Genomic DNA, 13,443 nt, shown 5'->3' with positions numbered 1-13,443 from the left:
ACACCATGGGATTCAATTGCGGCATCGTCGGCCTGCCTAACGTCGGCAAGTCCACCCTGTTCAACGCCCTGACCAAATCTGGTATCGCGGCCGAGAACTTCCCCTTCTGCACCATCGAACCAAACAGCGGTATCGTGCCGATGCCTGACCCGCGCCTGGCGGCTCTGGCGGCCATCGTCAACCCGAAACGCATCCTGCCAACTACCATGGAGTTCGTCGACATCGCAGGCCTGGTGGCAGGTGCCTCGAAAGGTGAAGGCCTGGGCAACAAGTTCCTCGCCAACATCCGCGAGACCGACGCCATCGCTCACGTGGTGCGCTGCTTTGAAGACGAGAACGTGATTCACGTCTCCAACAGCGTCGACCCCAAGCGCGATATCGAGATCATCGATCTGGAACTGATCTTCGCTGACCTCGACAGCTGCGAGAAGCAGCTGCAAAAGGTCACGCGCAATGCCAAGGGCGGTGACAAGGACGCAGTGGTCCAGAAAGGCCTGCTTGAACAACTGATCGCCCACTTCAGCGAAGGCAAGCCAGCACGCAGCCTCATGAAGAGCATGAGCAATGACGAGAAAGTCATCATTCGTGGCTTCCACCTGCTGACCACCAAGCCGGTCATGTACATCGCCAACGTTGCCGAAGACGGCTTCGAGAACAACCCGCTGCTGGACGTGGTCCGCGCCATCGCCGAAGAAGAAGGCGCAATGCTGGTGCCGGTCTGCAACAAGATCGAAGCCGAAATCGCCGAACTGGATGACGGCGAAGAAAAAGACATGTTCCTCGAAGCTCTGGGCCTAGAAGAACCCGGCCTGAACCGCGTCATTCGCGCCGGCTACGAAATGCTTCACCTGCAGACCTACTTCACCGCTGGCGTCGAAGAAGTTCGCGCCTGGACCGTCCGCGTCGGTGCCACCGCACCACAGGCCGCAGGCGTCATCCACACCGACTTCGAAAAAGGCTTCATCCGCGCCGAAGTGGTGGCCTACGACGACTTCATCCAGTTCAAGGGCGAGGCCGGTGCCAAGGAAGCGGGTAAATGGCGTCTGGAAGGCAAAGAATATGTCGTCAAGGATGGTGATGTGATGCATTTCAGATTTAACGTCTGATTGAGCACTTGGCTTCAGGGAGCTTGTTGAAACACTTATAAGCTGCCTAAGCCCAATAAAACCGCGCCTTTGCGCGGTTTTCTGTTTTCGTGGGAAGAATTTTTATCATTCTGCGAACGCGTCTGGACAGCTCAAAAAGCAGTTGTGTCCCTCGATAAGAGCTTGAGCAACGGATTAGGTTTCAACTATTAACGTTAGAAAATCACCTTGCGCCTAGTGCTAACCCAACGAGCAATTCCACAATATTTTGTCTTGGGGCAGCTAATGTGCAGTGGTCTAATGATTCCGGACACTCATTTAGGCGAGAATATCGCCAGATAGAGGTGTCTGATGACCAAACAACGCCGTACCTTCTCTGCTGAATTCAAACGTGAGGCCGCAGGCCTCGTGCTCGATCAGGGCTATAGCCACATTGAGGCCTCCCGCTCACTAGGGGTGGTCGAGTCTGCGCTGCGTCGCTGGGTGAGCCAGCTCCAGCAGGAGCGCAATGGCGTAACGCCTCAGAGCAAAGCCCTGACGCCCGAGCAGCAGAAAATTCAGGAGCTGGAAGCGCGGATCGCTCGTCTTGAGCGGGAGAAATCCATTTTAAAAAAGGCTACCGCGCTCTTGATGTCGGAAGAACACGAGCGCTTGCGCTGATCGATCAGCTAGGTGCCCATGAGCCGATCGAATTGCTGTGCGAGGTGTTCGAGACACCTCGCTCGTGCTACTACGACCATTGCCAGCGGCGTCGGGCTCCAGACGCTGAGCGGGTTCGTTTACTCAGTCGAGTCAATGAGCTGTTCGGGCAAAGTCGAAGCGCTGCAGGCAGCCGCAGTATCGTTTCGATATTGCAGGAAGATGGCGAGCAAATTGGTCGGTTCAAGGTACGTGGCCTGATGCGGGAACTGGGATTAATCAGCAAGCAACCTGGCTCTCATGCTTATAAAAAAGCAACAGTGGAGAGGCCTGACATTCCGAACATTTTGAATCGGGAGTTCGATGTACCCGCGCCCAATCAGGTCTGGTGTGGCGACATCACCTACATCTGGGCGCAAGGAAAATGGCATTACCTGGCGGTGGTTATGGATCTTTATGCGCGTCGGGTGGTGGGCTGGGCGTTTTCAAACAAACCGGACACGGACTTGGTCATCAAGGCGCTGGACATGGCTTATGAGCAACGCGGCAAGCCTCAGGGCCTGCTGTTTCACTCAGATCAGGGCTCCCAATATGGGAGCCGACAGTTTCGCCAGCGGCTTTGGCGATACCGCATGCGCCAGAGCATGAGTCGCCGAGGTAATTGCTACGACAACTCGCCGATGGAGCGTGTATTCCGCAGCTTGAAAACCGAGTGGATACCCGCCGTGGGCTACATGACGGCCCAAGAGGCACAGCGGGATATCAGTCATTATCTGATGCATCGCTACAACTGGGTTCGGCCACACCAGTTCAATGATGGACTGGCACCCGCTCAGTACGAGAAAAACCTTAACGTCGTGTCCGGGATCAGTTGACCACTACATAACGGCATTGTCGTCTTCAAGCTTGCAGTAAAAACTTATGGGTGAATCTTCATTGGGTGCGGCTCGATCTATCACCGGATCCCTCGACTGTATAATCATGTAGCTCCCTTGTTTTGATCACGGCACACCTAAGCCCGTTGAAGCTTATCAAATTTATTCAAAATGCAGGTAACGCTGCTGAAGTATCGGAGACCTCTAAACAGCGGCAGGATTTGTTACATCCGGCGGTATCGCCACAACTACCCGTAAAACATTCCCATGCCAACAAAAAACGCCCCGCAAGCGAGCTTGCGGGGCGTTTTGCCAAACGTGTAGCGGGGCCTGAGAAATTACTTCTTCAAACGCCCGTAGCGGTCTTCGAAACGAACAATATCGTCTTCACCCAGGTACGAACCCGACTGCACTTCGATGAGCTCCAGCGGAACCTTGCCAGGGTTGGCCAGCGAGTGTTTGACGCCCAGTGGAATGTAAGTGGACTGGTTCTCGGAGAGGATCAGCTCCTTGTCGTCGCAGATAACCTTGGCGGTACCGGATACCACAATCCAGTGCTCGGCACGGTGGTAATGCATCTGCAGCGACAGGCACTCGCCCGGCAGCACGCTGATGCGCTTGACCTGATAACGCTCGCCGAGATCGATCGTGTCGTAATGTCCCCACGGACGGTTGACCAACGGGTGAGTGACGAACTCGGGACGCTCTTCTGCCTGCAGACGCTTGACCACGTCCTTGACCTGCTGACTGTTGTGCTTGTTGGCGACCAGAACGGCGTCCTTGGTTTCGATAACGATCAGATCCTCGACGCCGACAGTGGCAACCAGTCGATGGTGCGACTGCACCAGACAGTTACGCGTGTCGATTGCCATCACGTCGCCTTCCAGGCGGTTGGCATTTTCGTCGTGCGGGCCCACGTCCCAGATCGCTGCCCAGCTGCCCAAATCGTTCCAGCCTGCATCCAGTGACACGACCAGACCAAGGTCGGTGTGCTCCATGACCGCGTAGTCCACGGACTCATCGGCGCACAAGGCAAACTTCTCGGCCGAGACATGCAGGAAGTAGTTGTCGGCATCGGAGTCAGCCAAGGCTATGCGGCAGGCAGACAATATGTCGGAGCGATGCTTTTTCAGCTCAGCCAGGAACACCGAGGCACGGAACATGAACATACCGCTGTTCCACAGATAAGCACCCGAAGAGAGGTATTCGGCAGCCATTTCCGGCGACGGCTTCTCCTTGAACGCCTCAATCGCGAAGCCACCCTGAGCAATGGATTCACCACAGTGGATGTACCCAAAACCGGTTTCAGCGTGAGTCGGGGTAATCCCGAACGTCACCAGACGACCAGCCTCGGCGTGCACCTGGGCGATCTGGACTGCTTGTCGAAAAGCCTCTTCATCATGGATATGGTGGTCGGCAGCCAGCACCAGCAGGATGGGGTCTGTGCCATCAGCGGTTGCCTCCAGCGCAGCCAGAGCGATAGCCGGCGCGGTATTGCGGGCAAGCGGTTCGAGAATGACACGGCGACTGCCCATTTTCGCCACACGCAACTGCTCGGCGACGATGAAACGGTGATTCTCGTTGCTTACAACAACCGCAGGCGAGTGCTCAAGGCCTTTCAGGCGAGCCAGCGTGCGTTGAAACATGGTTCCCTGATCCTGGCCATCAAGGGCAAGAAACTGCTTCGGGAAACTCTGCCGCGACAGAGGCCATAACCGCGAACCACTACCGCCAGCCAGAATTACAGGGGTGAACATAGACGCTCCATTCTTGGGCCACAAAGGTGTAGCAAAGGCCTCATTATCCGGCCGCTCCAGCCGCTATGCAACAGCATGGCCACTACAATAAACCTACCGTTCAGCAACTGTGTCACTGCAACGGCCCGCCACTCCGTGCGAGCCAGGCTGGCGCATGTTAGTCTTCGCGCCCGATTCCGTACCTGCCTTCGTATATCCGCCGCAAGCACGCGTCAATACGCTATCCGAGTACGCCATTGAGAAGTAAAGCAATTGATCGACATTGAGAACCACAGAACATGGATATAGGCTTGAGCTGCACGGTCTGGGCAAACGGCGAACGCGCCGGGCATCTGGACGGTATCGGCATTTACTCCCGGGCCCTCTGGCAAGGTCTGGACAGACTGAGTCAGACCAACGATATCCACGTCAAGCCTTATGCTTTTGGCAGGCACCTGCCAGCCCTGTCCTGTGGTGAACCACAACAGCTGGCCGGCGATTACCGTATCCATGCCGTACTCAGTGGCGTACTCAAGCTGCCATTGAACAGCTCGTCAACCGTCGCCAAGGACGTACAGCTGTTTCATGCCACCGATCACCAGATCCCGCTGATCAAGGGCGTACCTGTCGTCGCCACGATTATGGATGTGATTCCGGTGTTGTACCCGGAATGGATCAAGCAGGACCTCAAGCGCCTGAAAAGCTGGCTGTTCACCACCAGCATCGAACGCGCTGATCACATCATCACCATCTCCGAGTACAGCAAGCAGGACATGGTTCGCCATCTGGGCATTGCGCCGGAGCGAATCAGCGTCACCCCGCTGGGCGTGGACCCGGTGTATTTCGAGCGCATCGACATTACCGAGCGTGAAAGAGTGCTGGCCACGCACGGCCTCAAACCCGGTTTCTTTCTGGTGGTTGGCACTTTGCAACCCCGCAAGAACCTGCAACGCGTGCTTGAAGCCTTCCAGCAACTGCCCGCGCAGGTGCGCAAAGAGCATCCGCTGGTGATTGTCGGTCGAGACGGCTGGAGCAATGAAGAACTGTTGCCACAGCTAGAGGCGTTGCAGCAACGGGGCGAAGGGCGCTGGCTGAGCTACCTGCCGCAGGCCGAGGTGCTGTCACTGCTGCAAAGCGCCGGGGCGCTGGTGTTTGCGTCGCTTTATGAAGGCTTCGGTCTGCCCGCCATCGAAGCGTTCGCAGCACAGTGTCCATTGATTGCGTCCAACAACTCCTCGCTGCCGGAAGTGACGGGCGACGCCGCCTGGGCGGTGGATCCGCACAACGCCGAGAGCATCAGTGCCGCGATGCGCAACGTGCTGGAGCAGCCTGAAGAGCGTGAGCGCAAGGTCCGGCTTGGGCTGGAGCGTGCGCGTCATTTCAATTGGGATGCCTGTGCGCAGAACACGCTCGACATCTATCGCCAGGTACTGGCTGCACGCAAATAACGACCTGCCGCCAGGCATGAGCCCTGAAGCGCGCCGCTGGCGCGATCAGGGCTTCTTTTTCAACGCAGACTCAGCGGCCTTCTCGACTGCCGGATTAGCGCCACCCAGCCACACATTGACGCTGTCGACACTCTCCTGCGGCGGACGGCCTGCCCATCGATTGAGAATGAACAGGTTGGTGATGAAGTCGTATTGAGCCTTCAGCAGGTCACGTCGGGCCTTGAACTCATTCTGCACGCTGGTCAGTACATCGACCGCGTTCACTACGCCGTAGGAAAATGCCTTCTGCGCCGCAATGCTCGACTGCTCTGCCGACGCCAATGCGTTCTTGTTGGCGCGAATTTTTTCAACACTGGAAAACGCTGTCAGATAAGCGTTAGTGGTTTCCTTGACCACTTGGCGGCGTACGCTTTCCACATCCTGCTCGGTGGCGAGTTGTTCGTTGTACAACCCGCGCACTCGCGCCGATGTAGAGCCGCCGCTGTAGATAGGCACGCGCACACCAATCGTTGCCACGTAGCTGTCACTGCGAGGCGAGAGAGTATTGTCGTAACCCACGTCACTTTGCTGGGCCCCCAAGGTAAAGGTCAGGGTCGGATAATGCCCGCCCTTCCCTTCACGTACTGCCGCATTGGCGACGTCCAGGCTGCTTTCACGCGCCTTGAGCAAAGGGTTGCTGTCGATGGCCTGCGCCACCCAGGTGTCCATTGATTTTGCCGGAGCCTGCAGCGCGATGTCGTTTCTGATCCGGCTCAACGGCTCGTTGATCGGGCGACCGACGATTTCAGAGAGTCCAGCACGGCTGAGCCGAATCTGGTTGCGGGCATCGACTTCCTGCGCGGCAAGCAAGTCGACACGGGCCTTGAGGTCCAGCAGGTCGGTGACGACAGCCATCTTCTTGTCGTACATCGCACTGACGCGATCCAGGCTCTTTTGCGTCGCCCGACGCTCGGCCATGATCAGCTCGAGTTCATCGTCGGCGGACAGCGCCAGGAAATACCGTTTGGCCAGATCGACGGTGGCTTCAGCCTGGGCATCTTCTGCCTGATGGCTTTTCTGCTCCGTCGTGCTCTTGGCTTTCTGGTACGCCTCCCAAGCCTGTTTGTTGTACAGATACTGGGTCAGATTGAGCGAGTAACTGGAGTTGTTGTAGATCTCCCGCTCGGTCTCATCCTTGCGCAGGATCCGGTTGTAGCTACCGTTCGCAGTAACCTGCGGCAACAACCCGCCAAACGCATCACGCTCGCTGTCGACGGCTGACTGAGCGCGCAGGTAGGCGGAGAGCACGCGAGGGTCTTCAAGCCGCGCCTCACGAAACAGCCCCATCAGATCCACAGAATACGCGGAAGCGCTGGTGACCTGCGGTGCAACCGGCTGGGTGGCGTCTGCCTGGGCCTGCGCACCAATCAGCCCCAAGGAAAAAAACACAGGAACGAAGCGCAGCACGATCATTCCTCGATCATCGATTTGATGAAGACATTGGACGCCGGCTTCAGCAGGTATTGGAGCATGGTTCGTTCACCGGCATTGATCAGCACTTCGGCAGGCATACCTGGCTGCAATTTACGGTCGCCCAGGCGTTTCAGACCTTTTTCGGTGAGCTTAACCCGTACAAGGTAATAAGGTTCGCCAGCATCATCCTTCAAACGGTCAGCGGAGATGCGAGTCACCACGCCCTCGATCACAGGAGTGGTTGCACTATTGAATGCGCTGAAGTGAACATCAGTGAGCTTGCCAATAGAAATCCGGTCGATGTCGTTAATCGCGACATGAGCCTCTACCACCAGCTCGGACGACTCCGGAACGATATCCAGCAACGGCGTACCCGCGCTGACCACACCGCCCACGGTATGCACCTTCATGTCCAGCACCATGCCGTCTTCGGGCGCGCGAATGACCGAGCGAGACAGGCGGTCCTGGAGCGCGGTAGCGGTCTCCTGCAGATCGAATACCTTGGCCTGTACATCACTCAGTTCTTTTGCGACTTCGGAGCTGAAATTCTTGTTCAACTGAATGATCTGCAGCTCGGTCTCGCTGATCTGCAACTGGGTCTTGGTGATGGTCGACTCGTGATCCGCCACCTCGGACTTGAGCATGTCCAGCTTGCGCTCCTGCTCAAGCAGTCGTTGCTTGTCAACGAAGCCCTGGGACAGCAGATCCTTCAACTCGGTGATTTCGCTGCTGTAGGATTTTTCAAGACTGACCTTGGTGCGAATCATGTCTCGCAGACCAATGATCTGCTGCTTCAACTGCCCGATGCGTTCGCGCTGTACCGATATCTCGGTCAGCCGTGAATTTTTACGGGTCCGGAATACCTGTTCTTCGCCTTCGATGGCTTCCTTGGCGCGCTGGCTGTCCGTACCACTGATGGTCAGCGGCGGAATCGAAGGCAGCTCGTCGCGCTCGGCTCGCAGCCGCGCTTCTCTGGCCTGAGTCGAAATCAGCTGATTGCGGGTGGACTCATATTGGGAACGCAGTTGCGAGTCATCCAGGACGATCAACGGATCGTCCTTATGGACGGTGTCCCCATCACGGACAAGCAGTTCCTTGACGATACCGCCTTCAAGATGCTGAACCGTCTTGCGATAACTCTGCACCATCACCACACCTGAGCCGTAAACTGCATTGCCCAAGGGTGCCAGTGCCGCCCAGGTGCCAAACAGACCGAACGTGACCAGCACGATCGCCACGCCGATCCGGCGAATTCCCCGATCAGAGGTAGGCATGTCGTCCGAGTGCGCGTCGAGCGTGGATATTGTCTTAATGCTCATTCATGAATTCCTTTCACGCGCCAGGTTGCGCAGGTGCAACACCGGTGGCTGCCGGAGCAACCCTCTGCTGGGCTTGCTGAGCTTTGGCCTGTTGCTGTGCCAGCTCGGCAATGACCTGATCACGCGCGCCATACAAGGTGATGGCGCCTGCATTCATGACCATTACCCGGTCAAGCCGCGACAGAATATTCGGGCGGTGAGAAACGATAAACACCGTGGCGCCTGACTCTTTGATCAGTTGCAGGGCAACGCTCAGCGCGCGCTCCCCCACCTCGTCCAGGTTGGAGTTGGGCTCATCGAGCACGATCAATCGCGGGCTGCCATAAATGGCTCTGGCCAGGCCGATGCGTTGACGCTGGCCACCGGACAGGTTGACGCCATCACTGCCAATGACGGTGTCGTAGCCGTCGGGCAACTGAAGGATCATTTCATGTACGCCAGCCGTTCGCGCAGCCAGAACGACTTTCTCTGGGTCGACTTTGGTAAACCGGGCGATATTGTCGCTGATACTGCCCTCGAACAGCTCGATATCCTGTGGCAGGTAGCCCAGATGCGGGCCCAGCTTCTGCTTGTCCCAAGCACTGATATCGGCACCGTCCAACCGGACCGTGCCGTGCTGTGCAGGCCAGATACCCAATAGCGCCCTGACCAGCGTTGACTTGCCGGCGGCACTGGGGCCGACAATACCAACGATAGTGCCTGCTGGCGTAACAAAGCTGATGTTGCGAATTACAGCTGTTTTGGCACCCGGAGGCGTTACCACAAGATTCTCCACCTGAATATGACCTTCCGGATCAGGTAGAGCCATTCGATCAGGTTCGTTATGCAGCTTTTCAAGTGTTTCGTTAAGGCGACTGTACTGAACACGGGCAGCGACAAAACCTTTCCAGCTGCCAATCATCAGATCGATCGGTGACAGCGCACGTCCTAACAGCAATGACCCTGCCATCATCAGGCCTGGACTGACTTGGTGGGTGATCACCAAATAGGCTCCGATAGCCAGCATGAATGATTGCGACCAATTTCTAAAGGTCTTGGAAATTGAAGTAATAGTGCCACTCTTGTCGCTAGCATCCGACTGAAGCACCAGCACTCTGCGTTGACGTTTCCCCCATCGAGCCATCAAGGTGTCAAGCATGCCCATCGATTCGATGACTTCGGCGTTGCGCAAATTTTTTGTGGTTTGGAGATTGCTGGCCACGCTCTGCTGGTTGGCCTCGATCAGAGATTGACCGGTATAGCGATTGTTCAGATAGGCAAGCACCACCAGAACGACGGCACAAGCCACCGTCATCCAGCCAAACCAAGGATGGAACATGAACATTACGGCGGTATAAATTGGCAACCAGGGAGCATCAAAAAACGCAAACAGGCCGTTCCCTGTCAGGTACTGGCGCAACGCTGTGAGATCATTCAACGACTGGGCGGACGCGTCCATACCGCCACTGCTCAGCGCTTTTTTAAAGCTAGCCCGGTACACATCACGACTAAGCATCACGTCAAGACGATTGCTGATACGGACGAGAATTCTGGAACGAACCCACTCCAGAGAACCTAAAGTCAACATCAGTACGGTCATGATGAGAGTAAGCATGATCAGGGTAGAGGTGCTGCTGCTGGGCACCACCCTACCGGAAACCTGAATCATGTAGAACGTAGGGACCAGCATCAAGGCGTTTACAAACAGACTGAAGAAACCGACTGAGATAAAGCTGCCTTTGCAAGCCTTGAGGGCTACCTGCAAATTATTTTCGTGTGAACGACTCATAGAATCCGTACTGATGAGAAAACGGTAAACGCGCGGCAGTGTAGCACCTGCTTTTGGCGCAACGCAGCATTAAAGCGCCATCAAAATACGCAAAACGCAGCCAGATACAAGTGAAGGTTTCCTGGGGATCAAGGGTCGACCGCCTTTACCTCTATGCCGCTGGATACCCGCACAAATACCGAAAGTTCAATTTTTTAACAAGCAAAAGAAATAAGAATTTGAAATACAAGAACGGTCATAAAAGCAGTGTCTTGACGATGAAGTGAAGTTGCCTGTTGCCCCCTCTACACCTCTGCTGCATAGAAAGCCGAAGCACTTTCATCTCTGCTGGAACGATTCACGCTTGATACTGGCGAAGATTGTAGAACAATCGCAATTTCAATAATCACTCCCTGCCTCAACCGGCTTCGCTCGCGGCGGGCGCAGAAACATCCTGAATCAGTCTGATCAAGCATAAGCACAGACCAAAAAAGTCTATGGCATCCGGCCACCTGGCGAACAGCCGGGAGCGGCTCCGGGCGGAATCTGAGCATCGGAAATTTCCTACATATGGCGGCTAAAATTCATCGGATTCAAATTGACTTTTCCTACCAAAGGAATACTCTCGCAATCTGGCTAGCACAGAGCCATTAACCATATGTAGCAGTACCCGAGCAGCGTGTTATCAGCCCTGTAAAAGGACTAACGGTGTAGCCGCTCAGGATAAGAAGGAAGCTTGTTGGGTGCAGTCTCCAGAACTTGATGGATTAAAAATCAGCTCTCGCGTCACGCTGCTCGAGCCGGGAATGTACATTTTCCGTTATGCCTCGCAGCCGCCCGCTGACAAGCCTGTGTGCATCGCACTGCAGCAAGCCCCATTGGGTAAAGGTGCCATTGATTTCTTCCCGGCCGAAGGCGTCAGCAAAAACATGCTGACCCGGTTGGGCGACACCATTGTTGCTCGCGTAAAGGGCGGTATCACTACCGTTCTGATCACCGAATACCATATGTTCGACGCAGTCATCGACCCTATCGACTTGCGTATCGACCGAATCGACACCTCCCCCGCCATCATGCGCAATTTCGCCATCGTAGCGACCGCCGAGCCGAGTGCGGCTATCTCCTCCAGCCCCATGCCTGTCGCGCTCAATCTGGTTGCGCACCTGCAAGGGGAAGGTGATGTGGTGTCTACGGAAGGCTGGGCCGGTGAGCCTGACGGCACCCGACGTCTTGAAGGTTTTTGCATTCTCTGGGGCGACAAGCCTGCGGGCGTGGATCTGGTTTACACGTCGACGGTGGCTGGTTCAGGCCCAAGCCCGAATGTCGCTACGGGTGCCTTTACCGGTACCCGTGGCAAGTCTTTGCCTTTGGTTTCGGCAGGTTTCAGCCTGGTTGGACCTGATCGGCATTTTTACGAATTGTCTGGCCACCTTGTATTCCGCAGCGCTGCGCCGCAGGTCATTGTTGCCAACCAGATGATGTACGGCCCCACCGGCAAAGAGCCCTTGGTGGCGTTACACATTTGCATCGCACCCGCTACGAAGATGAACGCTGCCCGCTATAAGTCTCCGTGGGAAAACTCTGCATTGACGCAGAAAATCAGTAGCACAGGCCAAACGGCTTGAAGTAACAGGAATTTCCCATGCAATACGATGCCCCAGTCACCGCAACCGCGTTCAGCTCGTTCTTGACCGCTACCAGCCTGACCGACAGCACCACTGCCGCAATCAGCACCCTGCTGGCTCTGGACAGCGCTTCTACTGTAAACCTGGCTAGCTGGGATGGCGTGAACCGTCTTGAGGTTCCTACCGGCCAAACTGCTGCTACCGACGTTATCACCGGCACTGTCGCTGGCGCACGTGGTGACCTCGTTACCCTGAATGTTACTGCTGAAGTAGCTGCTGCCAAGGCAATCATCCTCGACAGCCAGGCCAACCTCAGCGTCAACATCACTCCAACCATCGCGACTGATGCTGCTGCCGACGTTTCGTCGCTGGCTCGCGTTGCTGTTTCGGCTGACGCTTCCGCTACCACTCAGTTCCTGCTGACCACGGGTTCGGGCGATGACGTGATCATCGTCAATGGCGATCAGAACAACTACATCGATGCGGGTGCAGGCAACGACACCATCATCACTGGCAACGGTAACAACACTGTTATCGCTGGTGCTGGCAACAACAACATCATCACCGGTACCGGTAACGACACCATCGTTCTGAGTGGCACCAACCACGCAGACGTCGTCAACGCTGGCGCAGGCTACGACGTTGTTCAGCTGGACGGTTCGGTTGCTGACTACACCTTCGCTACCGGCAACAACTTCAACGTCAACCTGACCGGTGCACAAACTGCGTCGATCACAGGCGCCGAGTTCCTGACCTTCGTCAACACCACTACCAGCGCTGTTGAAACTGTTGTTCTGGCACAGAACGAGACTGAAGCTTCGGCTCTGCGTCTGTTCGAAGGCCTGCTGGGTCGTGACGCAGATCTGGGTGGCGCTCAAGGCTTCGCAGCCGCAGCGAACTCCGGCACATCGTTGACCGATCTCGCCAACAGCTTCCTGAACTCCGCCGAGTTCATCGGCACTGCTGCCGTTGCACCTATCAACACCCTGTACAACGAGCTGCTCGGCCGTACCGCTGGTGCAGACGAAAGTGGTCTGGCTGGCTGGCAGGCATTGCTGGCTAACGGCAGCTCCCTGGCTGACGTAGCGGCTGGTATCGCAGGTTCTGTTGAAGCACAACGCTTCGATCAGTCGAACGGTGACTTCGTTCGCGACCTGTATACCGCTGCACTGGGTCGTAGCGCTGACCAAAACGACCTAGATGGCTGGGTTTCGCTGCTAGTCAACGGCACCAGCCGTGCAGACGTGGCTCAAGGCATCGTAGGCTCGCAGGAAGCTGCACTGAAGGCAGATAGCGATTTCGTCGACAATCTGTACCTGACCGCTACTGGTCGCGCTGCTGATGCATCCGGCAAAGCTGGCTGGATCAACGTTCTGAATAACGGCGGCACCCACGCTGACGTCGCTATCGGTATCGTTGGTTCGGTAGAAGCTGTAGCACATAACGACAACGTTATCGTGCTGCACGGCGCGGTGTAACCCGCCCTGCCGTTGTAACAAATACGCCCGGCCGCAAGG

At 56.2% G+C, this 13,443-nt stretch carries 9 protein-coding genes; 5 read left to right on the top strand and 4 right to left on the bottom strand.

Annotated elements, in window-relative coordinates:
- The first annotated feature begins 5 nt into the window (after positions 1 to 5).
- Positions 6 to 1,106, top strand: a complete 1,101-nt coding sequence (gene ychF, locus MME58_RS04650) for a redox-regulated ATPase YchF (RefSeq protein WP_054985764.1) — start codon at positions 6 to 8, stop codon at positions 1,104 to 1,106.
- 330 nt (positions 1,107 to 1,436) lie between these two features.
- A protein-coding gene (locus MME58_RS04645; protein ID WP_103715205.1) for an IS3 family transposase occupies positions 1,437 to 2,599 on the top strand; the annotation gives its coding sequence in 2 pieces (ribosomal slippage) (positions 1,437 to 1,692 and positions 1,692 to 2,599; 1,164 coding nt in all).
- 338 nt (positions 2,600 to 2,937) lie between these two features.
- Here the strand turns inward: MME58_RS04645 and MME58_RS04640 are convergent.
- Entirely contained in the window at positions 2,938 to 4,356 is a 1,419-nt protein-coding gene (locus MME58_RS04640) for a mannose-1-phosphate guanylyltransferase/mannose-6-phosphate isomerase (RefSeq protein ID WP_055006114.1), read from the bottom strand.
- A 278-nt stretch (positions 4,357 to 4,634) separates the two neighbouring features.
- Here MME58_RS04640 and MME58_RS04635 point away from each other — a divergent pair, with 278 nt between their 5' ends.
- A complete protein-coding gene (locus MME58_RS04635; RefSeq protein ID WP_055006113.1) occupies positions 4,635 to 5,783 on the top strand; it encodes a glycosyltransferase family 4 protein in 1,149 nt (382 codons plus the stop codon).
- 45 nt (positions 5,784 to 5,828) lie between these two features.
- Here the strand turns inward: MME58_RS04635 and MME58_RS04630 are convergent, their stop codons facing one another.
- Genes MME58_RS04630 through MME58_RS04620 form a run of 3 tightly spaced genes read right to left on the bottom strand, consistent with a single transcriptional unit; the run spans position 5,829 to position 10,322 of the window.
- On the bottom strand, positions 5,829 to 7,235 hold the full coding sequence (locus tag MME58_RS04630; RefSeq protein ID WP_055006112.1) for a TolC family outer membrane protein: 1,407 nt from the start codon (positions 7,233 to 7,235) through the stop codon (positions 5,829 to 5,831).
- Entirely contained in the window at positions 7,232 to 8,554 is a 1,323-nt protein-coding gene (locus tag MME58_RS04625) for an HlyD family type I secretion periplasmic adaptor subunit (protein WP_055006111.1), read from the bottom strand. Before MME58_RS04625 ends, MME58_RS04630 begins: the two co-directional genes overlap by 4 nt.
- 13 nt (positions 8,555 to 8,567) lie before the next feature.
- Positions 8,568 to 10,322 (bottom strand): type I secretion system permease/ATPase, encoded by a 1,755-nt coding sequence (locus MME58_RS04620; protein ID WP_055006110.1) that lies wholly within the window; start codon positions 10,320 to 10,322, stop codon positions 8,568 to 8,570.
- A 785-nt stretch (positions 10,323 to 11,107) separates the two neighbouring features.
- On the opposite strand from MME58_RS04620, the gene MME58_RS04615 reads away from it, so the two are divergent.
- Complete coding sequence (locus tag MME58_RS04615; RefSeq protein WP_055006109.1) at positions 11,108 to 11,926, top strand: hypothetical protein; 819 nt, start codon at positions 11,108 to 11,110, stop codon at positions 11,924 to 11,926.
- Positions 11,927 to 11,943: 17 nt separating this feature from the next.
- A complete protein-coding gene (locus MME58_RS04610; protein WP_055006108.1) occupies positions 11,944 to 13,404 on the top strand; it encodes a DUF4214 domain-containing protein in 1,461 nt (486 codons plus the stop codon).
- Positions 13,405 to 13,443: the final 39 nt, after the last annotated feature.

This window comes from Pseudomonas syringae pv. tagetis, assembly GCF_022557255.1.
In the GTDB taxonomy this organism is placed as follows: Bacteria; Pseudomonadota; Gammaproteobacteria; order Pseudomonadales; family Pseudomonadaceae; genus Aquipseudomonas; species Aquipseudomonas caricapapayae.
Note: the sequence above shows the minus strand (reverse complement) of the source record. Positions and strands in the feature narration are given on the sequence as shown.